The organism is Pseudomonas tolaasii NCPPB 2192 (assembly GCF_002813445.1).
Lineage (GTDB): Bacteria > Pseudomonadota > Gammaproteobacteria > Pseudomonadales > Pseudomonadaceae > Aquipseudomonas > Aquipseudomonas tolaasii.
The window spans coordinates 689,788-704,416 of record NZ_PHHD01000001.1; the positions used below are offsets into that span (position 1 = coordinate 689,788).

At 62.0% G+C, this 14,629-nt stretch carries 15 protein-coding genes; 4 read left to right on the top strand and 11 right to left on the bottom strand.

The genetic code is table 11. From position 1 onward, the window contains the following. Window positions 1-115 precede the first annotated feature (115 nt). The 8 genes from ATI14_RS03155 to ATI14_RS03190 form a co-directional block, all read right to left on the bottom strand. Window positions 116-1,117, bottom strand: coding sequence for a septal ring lytic transglycosylase RlpA family protein (locus ATI14_RS03155; RefSeq protein ID WP_016973915.1), 1,002 nt, complete (start codon window positions 1,115-1,117; stop codon window positions 116-118). Then, on the bottom strand, window positions 1,117-2,127 hold the full coding sequence (mltB, locus tag ATI14_RS03160) for a lytic murein transglycosylase B (protein ID WP_016973916.1): 1,011 nt from the start codon (window positions 2,125-2,127) through the stop codon (window positions 1,117-1,119). Before mltB ends, ATI14_RS03155 begins: the two co-directional genes overlap by 1 nt. 17 nt (window positions 2,128-2,144) lie before the next feature. After that, window positions 2,145-3,248, bottom strand: coding sequence for a rod shape-determining protein RodA (rodA, locus tag ATI14_RS03165; protein ID WP_016973917.1), 1,104 nt, complete (start codon window positions 3,246-3,248; stop codon window positions 2,145-2,147). Window positions 3,249-3,279: 31 nt separating this feature from the next. Beyond that, on the bottom strand, window positions 3,280-5,178 hold the full coding sequence (gene mrdA / locus ATI14_RS03170) for a penicillin-binding protein 2 (protein ID WP_016973918.1): 1,899 nt from the start codon (window positions 5,176-5,178) through the stop codon (window positions 3,280-3,282). A gap of 15 nt (window positions 5,179-5,193) precedes the next feature. Beyond that, window positions 5,194-5,661 (bottom strand): 23S rRNA (pseudouridine(1915)-N(3))-methyltransferase RlmH, encoded by a 468-nt coding sequence (gene rlmH / locus ATI14_RS03175; protein ID WP_003176297.1) that lies wholly within the window; start codon window positions 5,659-5,661, stop codon window positions 5,194-5,196. A 9-nt stretch (window positions 5,662-5,670) separates the two neighbouring features. Continuing rightward, window positions 5,671-6,165 (bottom strand): ribosome silencing factor, encoded by a 495-nt coding sequence (rsfS, locus tag ATI14_RS03180; RefSeq protein ID WP_003215432.1) that lies wholly within the window; start codon window positions 6,163-6,165, stop codon window positions 5,671-5,673. A 69-nt stretch (window positions 6,166-6,234) separates the two neighbouring features. Next, a complete protein-coding gene (gene nadD / locus ATI14_RS03185; RefSeq protein ID WP_016973919.1) occupies window positions 6,235-6,879 on the bottom strand; it encodes a nicotinate-nucleotide adenylyltransferase in 645 nt (214 codons plus the stop codon). Continuing rightward, window positions 6,879-8,144, bottom strand: coding sequence for a glutamate-5-semialdehyde dehydrogenase (locus tag ATI14_RS03190; protein WP_016973920.1), 1,266 nt, complete (start codon window positions 8,142-8,144; stop codon window positions 6,879-6,881). Before ATI14_RS03190 ends, nadD begins: the two co-directional genes overlap by 1 nt. A gap of 174 nt (window positions 8,145-8,318) precedes the next feature. Between ATI14_RS03190 and ATI14_RS03195 the strand changes: the two genes are divergently transcribed. Further along, window positions 8,319-9,005 (top strand): DNA-3-methyladenine glycosylase, encoded by a 687-nt coding sequence (locus tag ATI14_RS03195; protein ID WP_016973921.1) that lies wholly within the window; start codon window positions 8,319-8,321, stop codon window positions 9,003-9,005. A 169-nt stretch (window positions 9,006-9,174) separates the two neighbouring features. Then, a complete protein-coding gene (locus ATI14_RS03200) occupies window positions 9,175-10,491 on the top strand; it encodes a bifunctional DedA family/phosphatase PAP2 family protein (protein WP_016973922.1) in 1,317 nt (438 codons plus the stop codon). Here ATI14_RS03200 and ATI14_RS03205 read toward each other — a convergent pair. Genes ATI14_RS03205 through ATI14_RS03215 form a run of 3 tightly spaced genes read right to left on the bottom strand, consistent with a single transcriptional unit; the run spans window position 10,488 to window position 12,168 of the window. After that, window positions 10,488-11,078, bottom strand: coding sequence for an LON peptidase substrate-binding domain-containing protein (locus ATI14_RS03205; protein WP_016973923.1), 591 nt, complete (start codon window positions 11,076-11,078; stop codon window positions 10,488-10,490). The genes ATI14_RS03200 and ATI14_RS03205 overlap by 4 nt on opposite strands. A gap of 23 nt (window positions 11,079-11,101) precedes the next feature. Continuing rightward, window positions 11,102-11,818 (bottom strand): LrgB family protein, encoded by a 717-nt coding sequence (locus ATI14_RS03210; protein WP_016973924.1) that lies wholly within the window; start codon window positions 11,816-11,818, stop codon window positions 11,102-11,104. Next, the gene (locus ATI14_RS03215; protein WP_016973925.1) at window positions 11,815-12,168 is read right to left on the bottom strand and encodes a CidA/LrgA family protein; all 354 of its coding nucleotides are present in this window, start codon (window positions 12,166-12,168) and stop codon (window positions 11,815-11,817) included. Before ATI14_RS03215 ends, ATI14_RS03210 begins: the two co-directional genes overlap by 4 nt. 159 nt (window positions 12,169-12,327) lie before the next feature. On the opposite strand from ATI14_RS03215, the gene ATI14_RS03220 reads away from it, so the two are divergent. Next, complete coding sequence (locus ATI14_RS03220; RefSeq protein ID WP_016973926.1) at window positions 12,328-12,783, top strand: MaoC family dehydratase; 456 nt, start codon at window positions 12,328-12,330, stop codon at window positions 12,781-12,783. Window positions 12,784-12,888: 105 nt separating this feature from the next. After that, window positions 12,889-14,607, top strand: coding sequence for a C13 family peptidase (locus ATI14_RS03225; protein WP_016973927.1), 1,719 nt, complete (start codon window positions 12,889-12,891; stop codon window positions 14,605-14,607). Window positions 14,608-14,629 lie beyond the last annotated feature (22 nt).

The window sequence follows — 14,629 nt, forward strand, 5'->3', positions numbered from 1 at the left end:
GCCGTTGCCAGACTGTCGCGTGTTCGGTTGCCCGCTCACCCCTTGCCCCCGGGTTTTTGTTGTTCAACGAGCCAGCAACCAGGGCCCAGGCGAACCTGAGCCATCAATCCTTTACTTATTCGGCGGTGACCACGCTGGGTTGCCCCAGGTTGGCCAGACGCACGCTGTTCTGCACTTGCGCCACTTCGCTCGGCGAACCAATCGGGCCCATGCGCACACGGTGCAGGGTTTGCTGGTTACGCACGATGGAGCTGATGAACACCGGCGCGCTGACCATACCGCTGAGCTTGGACCTTAACAGTTCTGCCGCATCCGGGTTGGCGAAAGCGCCCACTTGCAGGTACTGCCCACCGACCATCGAGGCACCCGGCGCTGCGTGCGGGACCACCACGGTGTCCGGCGCGTGCTGCGCCGGCGGCGGCGTCCATTGTTCAATCTTGCCGGCCGAGGCGGTGACTTGCGGCTGTGGCGTTTGCGGCTCGTTGAGCATCAACGGCGCCGGCTTGCCACGCTGGGCCCAGTATTGAACGGGGTCGATGCCCTCAACCTTCACGCGCGCGGTACCGATTTCGGCATAACCGAGTTTCTTCGCGGCAGCGTAGGACAAGTCGATGATCCGGTCCGAATAAAACGGCCCGCGATCGTTGACCCGCAGGATCACCGTGCGGTTGTTGTCCAGATTGGTCACGCGCACATAGCTGGGCAGTGGCAGGGTTTTGTGCGCCGCGCTCATGCCATACAGGTCATACACTTCGCCATTGGCGGTGTTCTGGCCATGGAATTTGGTGCCGTACCAGGAGGCCGTACCCGTCTGCGAGTAAGTCTTGGATTCCTGCAACGGGAAGTAGTTTTTACCCAGCACGGTATACGGGTTGGCCTTGTAGGGACCTGTGTGCAGGGTGGGTGTGGCGTCCGGGATCTTCGAAACATCGACGTCCCACCACGGCGCGCCGTCTTTGTGGGCGCGGTTGATGTCCAGCCCCGGCTGGGCGCGAACGATGGCGCCACCCTTCTGCGCCGGGGCGCGACTGGTGGTGGATGAGCAACTGACAACCAGCAAGGACAACGCGGCGAACGCCACCAGCTTGAGCGGTTTATGGAACGGCGATACCCGCATTACTTGTTGCCCCGTGCTTGGACCAGCATGTCTGACAGCTGATGCACGGCCATGGCGTACATCACACTGCGGTTATAACGCGTAATTGCGTAAAAATTCTTCAGGCCCATCCAGTATTCCGGGCCGTTTTCGCCCTCCAGGCGAAACGCCGTCACCGGCATGTCATCGCGTGGCGCATTCTGACTCGACCAGCCCAGCGCTCGCAACTCCCCAACGGTCTTGGCCGGCTCGATGCCCTGGGTAAGGCCTTCATCGGCGCGATCCCCGGCGACATCGGCGCGGATCACCACAGGCTCGCCCGCGACCCAGCCATGGCGCTTGAAGTAGCTGGCCACGCTGCCGATGGCGTCGTCCGGGTTGCTCCAGATGTTGATATGGCCGTCGCCGTCGAAGTCCACCGCATAGGCGCGGAAACTGCTCGGCATGAACTGCGGCAAGCCCATCGCACCGGCGTAGGAGCCTTTGAGGGTCAGCGGGTCGACCTGCTCTTCGCGGGCCAGCAGCAGAAATTCGCGCAGCTCCTTGCGGAAGAACTCGGCGCGTGGCGGGTAATCGAAACCCAGGGTCGACAGTGCGTCGATCACCCGGTAACTGCCGGTATTGCGCCCGTAGAAGGTTTCAATGCCGATGATCGCGACAATGACCTGGGCCGGCACACCATATTCCTGCTCGGCGCGGGCCAACGCGGCTTCGTGCTGGCGCCAGAAGTCCACGCCCCGCGCCACACGGGCGTCGGTGAGGAACATCGGGCGGTATTCTTTCCACTGTTTGACGCGCTCGGCGGGCCGCGAAATGGCATCGAGGATCGCCTGCTTGCGCTGGGCTTCGCGAAACACGCCCATCAGCTGTTCACCGGCGAAACCGTAGTCGCGGGTCATCTCGCCGACAAATTCGGCAACCTGGGGTGAACCATCGTAGTCACCGGCCTGCGCCTCTTGCGTTGCGCCCAGCAGCCCGATCAGGCTCATCCAGGACGCGTGCCGAGTCGCCCAGCCGCGCATTACTTGCATTGACATCTTCACCTTATTCAAACCTGTGCGATCCACTTGCGATGCGTATGAATCGACATCAAAACCCCAAACGCTGACAGCAATGTCACCAGCGAAGTTCCGCCGTAGCTAATGAAAGGCAACGGCACCCCAACCACCGGCAGCAGGCCACTGACCATACCGATGTTGACGAAAACATAAACAAAAAAAGTCATGGTCAGGCTGCCGGCGAGCAACTTGCCGAACAGCGTCTGCGCCTGGGCAGTGATCACCAGGCCGCGTCCGATCAACAGCACATAGATCAACAGCAAGGCGCAAATGCCCACCAGGCCGAACTCTTCGCCGAGCACCGCAATGATGAAGTCCGTGTGGCTCTCGGGCAAAAAGTCCAAATGCGACTGGGTGCCCAGCAACCAGCCCTTGCCAAAGACGCCGCCGGAACCGATGGCGGCCTTGGACTGAATGATGTTCCAGCCGGTGCCCAGCGGGTCGCTCTCCGGGTCTAGGAACGTCAGAATCCGCTGCTTCTGGTAGTCGTGCATGAAGAAGAACCACATCGCCACCGCCACCGGGATCGCGGCCGCCAGCACACTGAGGATCCAGCGCCAGCGCAGCCCGCCCATGAACAGCACGAACGCGCCACCGGCGAGAATCAGCAGCGAGGTGCCAAGGTCGGGCTGGCGCACGATGAGGATAAACGGCACACCGATCAACAGCAGGCTGACGCCCACGTGCTTGAGTTGCGGTGGCAAGGTGCGCTTGGACAGGTACCAGGCGATGGTCGCCGGCATCAGGATCTTGAGAAATTCCGAGGGCTGGAAGCGGATCACCCCCGGAATGTTGATCCAGCGCGTCGCGCCCATGGCGTTGTGGCCCATCACGTCCACCACCACCAGCAGCAACACCCCGACCACATAGCCCAACGGCACCCAACGCGCCATGAAACGCGGCTCCAGCTGGGCGATCACCACCATCGACAGCAGGCCCAGGCCGAATGAGGACGCTTGCTTGATCAGCAAATCCCAGTTCTTGCCGCTGGCCGAATACAGGACAAACAGGCTGCCGGCCGCAAGGGTCAGCAGCAGGATCAGCAGCGGGCCATCAATGTGCATGCGCTGCAGCAACGTCGCGCGGCGACGCATCACATCCTCGCTGGAGAGGATGCGGTCAAAATTACTCTTCACGGGCCGTGACCTCGGTGTTTGAAGGGGGGCCGCCATATTCGGGCTTGAGCCTGCCGTCGTCGGCCAACAGCCAGGCGTCCATGATCTGACGCACCACGGGCGCCGCCACGCCGGAGCCGGACTCACCGTTCTCGACCATCACCGCCACCACGATTTTTGGCGCATCCGCCGGGGCAAAGCCAACAAACAAGGCGTGGTCACGGTGGCGTTCCTGAACCTTGGAGCGGTCATATTTTTCGCCCTGCTTGATCGCGACCACCTGGGCGGTACCGCTCTTGCCGGCAATCCGGTATTGCGCGCCGACTGCCGCCTTGCGCGCGGTGCCGCGAGCGCCGTGCATCACTTGTTGCATGCCGTGGTTGACCTTGGTCCAGTCGGACGGGTCGCGCAGCACGATGTCGGGAATCGGGTTCTCATCCACCGGCTTTTCGCCTTCGATGGTCTTGGCCAGGTGCGGGCGGTTCCACACGCCCTTGTTGGCCACCAGTGCCGTGGCTTGGGCCAACTGCAAAGGCGTGGCCTGCATGTAGCCCTGGCCAATGCCGAGAATCAGGGTTTCGCCGGGGAACCACGCCTGACGACGGGTCGCGCGTTTCCATTCCCGCGATGGCATCAGGCCAGGGGATTCTTCGAACATATCCAGGGAGACTTTCTGGCCGAGGCCGAACTTGCCCATATAGGCAGACAGGCGATCGATGCCCAGCTTGTGGGCCAGATCGTAAAAATAGGTGTCGTTGGAGCGCATGATGGCGGTGTCCAAATCGACATAGCCGTCACCGGTGCGGTTCCAGTTACGGTATTTGTGATCGTAGTTGGGCAGCATGTAGTAGCCCGGGTCATACACGCGGCTGGAGGCGGTGACCACGCCTGCGTCAAGGCCGGCAATCGCGACGGCGGGCTTGATGGTCGAGCCCGGCGGGTACAAACCGCGCAGCACGCGGTTGAACAGCGGCCGGTCGATGGAGTCTCGCAGCTCGGCGTAAGCCTTGAAGCTGATACCGGTCACGAACAGGTTGGGGTCAAAGCTCGGCTGGCTGACCATCGCCAGTACTTCGCCGGTAGTCGGGTCCAGCGCGACAACCGCGCCACGCCGCCCGCCCAGGGCCATCTCCGCCGCTTCCTGCAGCTTGATGTCCAGGCTCAGCACGATGTCCTTGCCCGGTACCGGATCGGTACGCTTGAGCACCCGCAGCACGCGGCCGCGGGCGTTGGTTTCGACTTCTTCGTAACCCACCTGACCGTGCAGCTCGGGCTCGTAGAAACGCTCGATGCCGGTTTTGCCGATATGGTGGGTGCCGCTGTAATTCACCGGATCAAGGGTTTTCAGCTCTTTCTCGTTGATCCGCCCCATGTAGCCCACGGAATGCGCAAAGTGCGGCCCTTGCGGGTAATGCCGCACCAACTGCGCCACCACTTCCACACCCGGCAAACGGAACTGGTTCACCGCGATCCGGGCGATTTGCTCTTCGGTCAGCTCAAACAGGATCGGCACCGGCTCGAATGGCCGGCGCCCCTGCTTCATGCGCTTTTCAAAGATCACCCGGTCTTCCGGTGTGAGCTGCAGCACTTCAACGATCACATCGAGGATCTGCTGCCAGTCGCCGGAGCGTTCGCGGGTCATGCTCAGGCTGAAGCTGGGCCGGTTATCCGCCACCACCACGCCATTGCGGTCGAAAATCAGCCCACGGGTCGGCGGAATCGGCTGCACATGCACCCGGTTGTTCTCCGACAGCGTGGAGTGATAGTCGTACTGGATCACCTGCAGGAAATACAGGCGCGCAATCAGCACACCAATCAGGCCCACCACCAGAAACGCGCCGAACACGACCCGAGCGCGTACCAGACGTGCGTCTTTCTCGTGGTCCTTGATGCGGATCGGCTGGGTCATCGGGAGGGGCGCAGATTATTTGTGGTAAGGGTGCCCGGACAGAACTGTCCAGGCGCGATACAGCTGTTCACCGATCAGAATCCGTACCAGCGGGTGCGGCAGCGTCAGCGCCGACAGCGACCAGCGCTGGTCCGCCCGCGCACAGACCTCCGGCGCCAGCCCTTCGGGGCCGCCGACCATGAAGTTCACCGTGCGCGAATCCAGGCGCCAGCGATCCAGTTCCACCGCCAGTTGCTCGGTGCTCCAGGGTTTGCCGTGCACTTCAAGGGTGACAATGCGCTCGTTGGGCCCGACCTTGGCCAGCATGGCTTCGCCTTCCTGACGGATAAAGCGCGCCACGTCGGCATTCTTGCCCCGGGTGTTCAGCGGTATTTCCACCAGCTCAAGCGACAGCTCAGCGGGCAGACGCTTGGCATACTCGTGCCAGCCTTCTTCCACCCACTTGGGCATGCGTGAACCGACAGCGATCAGACGCAGGCGCACAGCCGTTCCTTATTCCTGGTCTTTGTTCAGCTTGTCGAAGTGCGCGTGGCCCACTTCCGGGCTGTGGTGCTTGCCATCGGCGGCACGGCTCTGCTCGGCGCCTTTCCACAGACGTTCCAGGTCGTAGAACTGACGGGCGTTGGAGGTCATCATGTGAACGATCACGTCGTCCATGTCCAGCAGCACCCAGTCGCTGTCGCCCTTGCCTTCTTCACCCAATGGCTTGACGCCCTGAGCCTTGACGGCTTCGCGGACCTTGTCGAGCATCGCGCCGATCTGGCGGTTCGAGGTACCGGTGGCGATGATCATGAAGTCGGTGATGCTTTGCTTGTCACGTACGTCCAGCACCTGGATGTCCTGGGCTTTTACGTCTTCCAGGGCAGCCACGGCCACTTTGACCAGCTCTTCGCCAGCCAGCTCAGGGCCGGTGTGCGCTTCAACCGGCAGCGGGGCGCTTTTGAACGTGCCTTTGCGCTTAACTTTGCTTACGTCTTTGTTCGTCATAAAAAACTCGTTTTGCTCGTATGTTCGGGCGCTTGCTGTACGACTGTTCGTACGCTCAAGCGCGCCTTTTCAGTTCGACGCACGGTAAAGCCCGTGCGCATCGATGTAGGCCAGGACCGCGTCAGGCACCAGGAAACGTACCGACTTACCGCTGGCCAGCAGTTGACGGATCTGGGTGGCGGACACCGCAAGCGGGGTCTGCCAGACGAATGCAATATTCCCGTTCGGCCCGGTCAGGGCCAAGGGGTCACTTACCGACCGCGCGGCCAGCAGGTTGCGCAAGGCATCCGGCGGTTCGCTGTCGGCATCCGGGCGTTGCAAAACCAGGATGTGGCAATGCTGGAGGAGTTCCTCCCAGCGATGCCAAGAGGGCAGGCCGCAAAATGCGTCCCAGCCCAAAAGCAGAAACAACTGGTCATCTGCGGCCATTTCAGCGCGCATGACTTCCAGGGTATCGACAGTGTAGGACGGTTTATCGCGCTTGAGCTCATGGTCGTCCACCACCAGCGGCGCAATGCCGTCTACCGCCAGGCGCACCATTTCCAGGCGCTGCTGCGCTGACACCTGCGGCGTATCGCGATGGGGCGGCCGCGCATTGGGCATCACCCGCAACTCATCCAGCGCGAGGGCATCCGCGACTTCCAGGGCACTGCGCAAATGGCCGATGTGCACGGGGTCGAATGTACCGCCGAGCAGCCCGATGCGTTTACCCATCAAGTGCGCACATGACCATCACCGAACACCACGTACTTCTCGCTCGTCAGGCCTTCCAGGCCAACCGGGCCGCGTGCGTGGAGCTTGTCGGTGGAGATGCCGATTTCCGCCCCCAGGCCATACTCGAAGCCGTCGGCAAAGCGCGTGGAGGCGTTGATCATCACCGAGGCGGAATCCACTTCGGTGAGGAAACGCCGCGCATCGCTGAAATGCTCGGAAACGATGGCGTCGGTGTGCTTGGAGCCGTAGGTGTTGATGTGTTCGATGGCTTCGTCCAGGTCATCAACCAGCTTGATCGACAGGATTGGCGCCGTGTATTCGGTGTACCAGTCCAGCTCGGTCGCTTCGATCACGTCCGCGCCCAGCAGCGCACGGGTGCGCTCGCAGCCGCGCAGCTCCACGCCCTTGTCGCGGTAGATGGCCGCCAATGGAGGCAACACGCGCTCGGCAATGCCGGCGTGCACCAGCAGGGTTTCCATGGTGTTGCACGGGGCGTAGCGGTGGGTCTTGGCGTTGTCGGCGATGCGGATGGCCTTGTCGATGTCGGCAGCGATGTCGATGTACACGTGGCACACGCCGTCCAGGTGCTTGATAACGGGCACCTTGGCATCACGGCTGACGCGCTCGATCAGGCTCTTGCCACCACGCGGCACGATCACGTCGACGAATTCCGGCATGGTGATCAGCGCGCCAACAGCGGCGCGGTCGGTGGTTTCCACCACTTGCACCACTTCAGCCGGCAATTCGGCCACGGCCAGGCCCTGCTGAATGCACGCGGCGATGGCACGGTTGGAATTGATCGCCTCGGAACCGCCACGCAGGATGGTGGCGTTGCCGGACTTGAGGCACAGGCTCGCGGCGTCGATGGTCACGTTCGGCCGCGACTCATAGATGATGCCGATCACGCCCAGGGGCACGCGCATCTTGCCCACCTGGATGCCGGACGGCAGGTAGCGCATGTCGCGGATTTCACCGATGGGGTCAGGCAGCTTGGCCACCTGACGCAGGCCTTCGATCATGTCGTCGATACGGGCCGGGGTCAGCGCCAGGCGGTCCAGCAGTGCTGGCTCCAGGCCATTGGCGCGGCCATTGGCCAGGTCTTGCTCATTGGCGGCGGTCAGCTCGGAGCGCGAGGCATCCAGAGCATCGGCGGCGGCCAACAGGGCGCGATTCTTCTGCGCGGTGCTCGCGCGGGCGATCAACCGCGAGGCCTGACGGGCAGCGCGACCCAGGCGGGTCATGTAGTCAAGAACGGACTCAGTCATGGTCAGGGAGTCTTGGCAGGGAGGAAAGCGGCAGATTATAGCTGTGACGCCGCCCGACTGACAGCGGTGAGGGGCGGATGGTCGAAATGAACTGTAAAAACCCGACCTTCAGCGGTAATTAAGGTGGGAGTTGTTATTATTCCGTCACATTTAGCCGTATTAACCCTGATCGCCATGCCCAGTTTTGCCCCCCAATTCCCCGCCAGCGCCCTGCCCGACAGCTTCTTCGACCGTGACGCGCAAGTCCTTGCGCGCGAATTGCTCGGAAAAGTCATACGCCATCGCGTCGGCGAAATCTGGCTTTCGGCGCGAATTATTGAAACCGAAGCCTATTACGTGGCCGAAAAAGGCAGCCATGCCTCACTCGGTTACACAGAAAAGCGTAAGGCTTTGTTTCTGGATGGCGGCCACATCTACATGTATTACGCCCGTGGCGGCGATTCGCTGAACTTCAGCGCCCAGGGCCCGGGCAATGCGGTGCTGATCAAATCGGCCTATCCCTGGGTGGATGAAACCGCAGGCACCGCCAGCCTGGCGCAGATGCTGCTGAACAATCCGGACGCCAATGGCCACCCACGTCCAACCCAGAAGCTCTGCGCGGGCCAGACCCTGCTGTGCAAGGCGCTGGGGTTAAAGGTGCCGATGTGGGACGCCAAGCGCTTTGACCAGGAACAGCTCTACGTCGAAGACGTGGGCCAGATACCTGCGCAAATTATCCAGACCACCCGCCTGGGCATCCCCAGCGGGCGCGACGAGCACCTGATGTATCGCTTTGTCGATGCTGGCTATGCGCCGTATTGCACTCGGAACCCGCTGCGCCGTGGCCAGGTCGAAGGCCGCGATTACGTTTTAATTGATTGAACAAAAACCAACAGCACGGCAGATCCCTGGTAGGAGCTGGCTTGCCTGCGGTAGCGGTCAATCAGGCAACTGAATTTTTTGCCCTGACACCGCCATCGCAGGCAAGCCAGCTCCCACCGTTTGATCTCAAGTGTCTGGGACTACGGATGACATAAATGGAGTTGAGTGTATGAGCCAATGGCTCGATAGCATTACCGGCTGGCTGACCCTGAACCCCGAATGGCTGGCGGTGGCGGTATTTGTCGTCGCCTGCGTGGAATGCCTGGCGATTGCCGGGCTGATCGTGCCGGGCACGGTGTTGCTGTTTGCGATCGCCGCGCTCGCCGGCAGCGGCGCGTTGTCCTTGAGCGAAACCCTGTTGCTGGGCTTTGTCGGCGGGCTGGTCGGTGACGGCGTTTCCTACTATCTGGGCCGACATTTCCATCAGAACATCCGGCGTCTGCCGGGCTTGCGCCACCATCCTGAGTGGATGAACGGCGCGGAAACCTACTTCCACAAATACGGTATTGCCAGCTTGCTGGTAGGACGTTTCATCGGCCCATTGCGGCCCATGCTGCCGATGGTGGCCGGGATGTGCGACATGCCCTTCCCGCGCTTCGCCGCCGTCAGCATCGTGGCGGCGGCGGGTTGGTCGGTGGCGTATTTGCTGCCGGGCTGGGCTACTGGTGCCGCCTTCCGCCTGCCCTTGCCGGAAGGTTTCTGGCCGGAAGCCGCCATTGTCGCGGCCTGTTTGGCGGTGCTGTTGGGTTTGAGCTTGAACAGCAGCCTGCGCGGCCATCGTCGCGCCACCGTGTGGATCGGCTGTGGCAGCCTGGTCTTGCTGATCGCGCTGTTTATCGGTTACCCACATCTGAACGATTTCGACACCGGCCTGAGCGCGCTGGTGCAGGAGCACCGCAGCCCGTGGCTGGATGAGGTGATGGTGCGGATCACGCAATTGGGCGAATTCAAGAAGATGTTCTTCGCCAGCGCCGTGTTCACCGCGTTGTTGCTGCTGGCGCGCCAGTGGCGCCATGCCCTCTTCGTCGGCGCCACGTTGGCCGGCGCGGCGGTGATCAACACCGGCACCAAGCTGTTTTTCGCCCGTGACCGCCCGGAAATCCTCACCGACCCGCTGACCAGCTTCAGCATGCCCAGCGGCCACGCTTCCGGCGCATTTGCGTTTTTCCTGGCGCTGGCGGTGCTGGCGGGTCGCGGCCAACCTACCCGGTTGCGCCTGACCTGGATGCTGATGGGCTGCATTCCGGCGGCCTTCATCGCCCTGTCGCGGGTTTACCTCGGCGCCCACTGGCCTACGGACATCCTGGCGGGCACGCTGCTGGCGATGACGGTGTGTGCGTTCAGCCTCACCGCCATCCAGTACCGTACGCCGCTGCCGGCCATGTCGCAGAAAACCTGGTGGTTGCTGCTGCCGGCGCTGGTCGCGGTGCTGAGCTTTATCGCCCTCACCGGAACCTCCCACGCATTGTTGCGTTATGCCTATTAAGTGAACAGTTCGCCCTGCAACTCGTCGAGCAACATCTGGATCGCATCCAGCCGTTGCTGCGGGTCGTCGAGTTGCAGCAGGTCTACCTTGTCGGCCTCGGTGAACGGCAACAGATACGCAAGCTGATTGCTCAGGGCCTGCTGCCCCTCGGCGTGGGTGCCCATGTCGAGCGAGGCGACCATCGGATGCTCGGCCAAAGCGTGGAGCAACGCCAGCAGGTCAGCGTCCTCGTCTTCCAGCGCCTGGTCCGGCAATTCTTCCAGCCATTGCACGTCGGCCACCAGCAACTGGTCTTTCTGCACCCCGGCGTCGCGCACACGAAAGCGCCGCCCGCCCTCGACGCGAATCCCCAACAGGCCGTTGTCTTGCTGTTTGAAGTCGCGAATCAGCGCTTCACAGCCGATCAACGCGTAGCCGTCCGGGGCCATGCCCACTTCCTTGCCGTCGAGGATGCACACCACGCCGAAGCTTTCGCCCTTTTTCATGCAGCGGCTGATCATGTCCAGGTAACGCGCCTCGAACAGTTGCAAGTCGAGGGTGCAGCCAGGGAACAGCACGGTGTTGAGCGGGAACAGCGCCAGACTCATAAAGGTTTCCTTCACACCCGGGTTTAAACAATCACCGACACGGCCAGCGGCAGGAACACTGCCGTGGCCACGCCCATCAGACTCATGGCCAGCGCCGCAAAGGCACCGCATTCTTCACTCTCTTGCAAGGCCACCGAGGTGCCGACGGCATGGGCGGTCATGCCCAGGGCCATGCCGCGTGCTTCGGGGCTGCGCACGCCCAGGCGTGACAGGTACGCCGGGCCGATCATCGCGCCGATCACGCCGGTGATCAGCACAAACACCGCCGCCAGCGCCGCCACGCCGCCAATCTGCTCGGCCACCAGCATGGCAATCGGCGAGGTGACCGACTTGGGCGCCATGGTCATCAACATCATGTGTTCGGCGCCAAACCACCAGCCCAACAGCACACACAGGCCGGTCGCCAGCACCCCGCCTATCACCAGCGTAGTAAAAATCGGCCAGAACAATTGGCGAATGCGCCGCAGGTTCAAATACAGCGGCACGGCCAGCGCGACAGTCGCGGGGCCGAGCAGGATGCCCATGATTTCGGTGCTTTTGCGGTATTCGACGTAGGTCAACCCGCAACTGACCAGCACGCCGATCACCAGCAGCATGGACACCAGCACCGGCTGCAGGAAGATCCAGCGGGTTTTCTCGAAGGCCGCCAGCACCAGCTGATAGGCGCCGAGGGTGATACCGATGCCGAACAGGGGATGATGAATCACGGCAGCCCAGGCGCCTTGCCAGTCAAAGGTCATTGGTCCTTTTCCTTGCGCTTGACCATCTGCTGCATCAGCACGCCGACAAAGCCCATGGCAATCACCAGCGACAACACAAGCGCGCCGACGATGGCCCAGAAATCCGCCGCGATGTCTTTTGCGTACACCATCACCCCCACCGCTGGCGGCACCAGCAGCAACGGCAAGTAACGCAATAAACTGCTCGCGGCCAAACTCAGGGGCTCGCCGACTTCACCGCGCCAGATCAGAAAACCCAGCATCAGCAGCAGGCCGATGATCGGCCCCGGCAGCATCGGCAACAGCAAATGGTTGATCGCGGTGCCGATCAATTGAAACAGCACCAGCCATGTCAGGCCCCGTAACAGCATCCGTTGTTTCCCCTTGAAAGCTCGCCCGCATTATACGCACGCCCACCCTATGCTCCGGCATTCGCCAAAAGCATGGTGGGTTGACCGGGCCAGTTGCCCGTGATGATCTACCATGGATTTCGCACACCTATAAAAACCGATGAACCAAGGAGAGTCGCAATGCCCTATGTACCTGTAGCGCAGCTCAAAGATTATGTCGGCAAGGAACTGGGACGTTCCGAATGGCTCACCATCGACCAGGCGCGTATCAACCTGTTCGCAGAAGCCACCGGTGATCATCAGTTCATCCACGTCGACCCGGTCAAGGCCGCGCAAACACCGTTCGGCAGCACCATCGCCCACGGCTTTCTGTCGCTGTCACTGATGCCCAAGCTGATGGAGGACATCCTGATCATGCCCGAAGGCCTGAAGATGGCGGTCAACTATGGCCTGGACAGCGTGCGGTTTATCCAGCCGGTGAAAGTCAATTCCAGGGTGCGCCTGAACGTCACCCTCACCGACGTCACCGAGAAAAAACCTGGCCAATGGCTATTTAAGGCCACCGCCACCCTGGAAATCGACGGCCAGGAAAAACCTGCTTACATCGCCGAGTCGTTGTCACTCTGCTTCGTGTAAGGCCGTGCCTGTGGTGAGGCGATAAACCTTGCCACAGTGTATGTAAATTTATGTATGAATCTCGCAGCTGCGGCATACTCGGCGCTCAATTATCCGGATCCCGCTATGCGCCCACTCGCTCCCCTTGCCCTTGCCCTGTTGCTCACCGCTTGCGGAGACGGCGAATCGCTGTTGCCGCCCGATGCGCGCCTGCCCGACGGCGGCCGTTACCGGGGCGATGTGGTCAATGGTTTGCTGCAAGGCCAGGGCCGGGTGGACTACCCCAACGGCAGTTGGTACGCCGGCCAGTTCGACAAGGGCCAGTGGCACGGCCAGGGCGAATGGCACGGCAGTAACGGCGAGGTCTACAAAGGGCAGTTCCAGCAAGGCCTGTTCGACGGCCAGGGCAGCCTGACCACGGCGGGCAGCAGCTACGTCGGCGGCTTCAAGAATGGCCGGCGCAACGGCGAAGGTACCCTCAAAGAGGGGCAAATGACTTACCGCGGTGAATTCAAGGACGACCAGTACTCCGGCCTGGGTCGCCTGGAATTGGCCGACGGCAGCCAATATCAAGGCCAGTTCGCCCACGGCAAGCCCAATGGCGAAGGCCAGCGCAACGACGACAGCGGCAACCAGTTCAGCGGCCACTTTGTGGATGGACAGCTCGAAGGCAACGGCACGTTCAACAGCGCCGACGGCGACATCTATGTCGGCCAGTTCAAGCAGAACCAGCTCAACGGCAAGGGCCGCTACGAGAACGCCGACGGCGACGTGTGGATCGGCCAGTTCAAGGAAGGCGCGCTGAGCGGCAAAGGCGAGTTGATCGGCATTGACGGCAGCCATTATGTCGGCCAGTTCAGCGAGTGGCGCTTCAGTGGCGAAGGCCGCCTGAACCTCACCGATGGCAGCTTCTACATCGGCGGTTTCGACAGCGACAGCTATCAGGGCAAAGGCACCCTGGTGCTGACCGACGGCACCGTACAGGCCGGCACCTGGGTCAACGGCCTGCGCGTGCGTGACGCCGACGGCAAGCTGCTGCCCGACCCGCTGGAAACCGGAATACTGGCACAGGGCCGCTTGCTCGACGCAGCACTGGCCGCCGTGCCCGCCTCCACCCCCGCCGTCGAGCTGTACACCCTGGTGCTGGCCGGCGATGGCAAACAAAGTGTGTTCCTGCGCGAAGCCGATTACGTCAGCAACATGCTCGCCACCCGCTTCGGCGCGCGCGGGCAGATTCGTCTGGTCAACCACCGCGACCATATCGCCGACCGCCCGCTGGCCACTCGCGAAAGCCTGCGCCGCGCGGTACAAACCCTGGCCGAGCGTACCGGCCCGGAAGACCTGGTGTTTATCTACCTGACCAGCCACGGCACCCACGAACACGAGCTGGTACTCGACCAGCCGCGCATGGAGCTGGCCGACCTGCCGGCCGATGAGTTGGCGAACGTGCTTGCCCCGTTGAAGAACCGCGACAAGATCATCGTGATATCGGCCTGCTACTCGGGCGGTTTTATCCCGGCGTTGAAAGATGAGCGCACGCTGATCATGACCGCCTCCCGTGCCGATCGCGTGTCTTTCGGCTGCTCCGAGGAAGCGGACTTCACCTACTTCGGCGACGCTCTTTTCGCACAAGCCTTCAACCAGACCGACGATTTGCAACAAGCCTTCAAACTGGCTCAGGTACACGTGGCCGAGCGCGAACAGGCGGACAACTTCGAAGCCTCCGAACCGCAAATCTGGGCCCCCAAAGGCGTGATCGCCCATTGGCAATTATTACGAAAACAGCAGGCACGAAAGGCGCTCGAAAGCGTCTCTATGAATAGCAAGGAAGCCAAAGGCAACTAAGCTGTAACGTGTAACAAGGGGG

Excerpts from the sequence above, each read along its gene's own strand:
- ATI14_RS03155 (WP_016973915.1), bottom strand. The coding sequence starts at position 1,117 with ATGCGGGTATCGCCGTTCCATAAACCGCTCAAGCTGGTGGCGTTCGCC.
- mltB (WP_016973916.1), bottom strand. The coding sequence starts at position 2,127 with ATGCAAGTAATGCGCGGCTGGGCGACTCGGCACGCGTCCTGGATGAGC.
- rodA (WP_016973917.1), bottom strand. The coding sequence starts at position 3,248 with ATGCGTCGCCGCGCGACGTTGCTGCAGCGCATGCACATTGATGGCCCG.
- mrdA (WP_016973918.1), bottom strand. The coding sequence starts at position 5,178 with ATGACCCAGCCGATCCGCATCAAGGACCACGAGAAAGACGCACGTCTG.
- rsfS (WP_003215432.1), bottom strand. The coding sequence starts at position 6,165 with ATGACGAACAAAGACGTAAGCAAAGTTAAGCGCAAAGGCACGTTCAAA.
- nadD (WP_016973919.1), bottom strand. The coding sequence starts at position 6,879 with ATGGGTAAACGCATCGGGCTGCTCGGCGGTACATTCGACCCCGTGCAC.
- ATI14_RS03190 (WP_016973920.1), bottom strand. The coding sequence starts at position 8,144 with ATGACTGAGTCCGTTCTTGACTACATGACCCGCCTGGGTCGCGCTGCC.
- ATI14_RS03195 (WP_016973921.1), top strand. The coding sequence starts at position 8,319 with ATGCCCAGTTTTGCCCCCCAATTCCCCGCCAGCGCCCTGCCCGACAGC.
- ATI14_RS03200 (WP_016973922.1), top strand. The coding sequence starts at position 9,175 with ATGAGCCAATGGCTCGATAGCATTACCGGCTGGCTGACCCTGAACCCC.
- ATI14_RS03205 (WP_016973923.1), bottom strand. The coding sequence starts at position 11,078 with ATGAGTCTGGCGCTGTTCCCGCTCAACACCGTGCTGTTCCCTGGCTGC.
- ATI14_RS03210 (WP_016973924.1), bottom strand. The coding sequence starts at position 11,818 with ATGACCTTTGACTGGCAAGGCGCCTGGGCTGCCGTGATTCATCATCCC.
- ATI14_RS03215 (WP_016973925.1), bottom strand. The coding sequence starts at position 12,168 with ATGCTGTTACGGGGCCTGACATGGCTGGTGCTGTTTCAATTGATCGGC.
- ATI14_RS03220 (WP_016973926.1), top strand. The coding sequence starts at position 12,328 with ATGCCCTATGTACCTGTAGCGCAGCTCAAAGATTATGTCGGCAAGGAA.
- ATI14_RS03225 (WP_016973927.1), top strand. The coding sequence starts at position 12,889 with ATGCGCCCACTCGCTCCCCTTGCCCTTGCCCTGTTGCTCACCGCTTGC.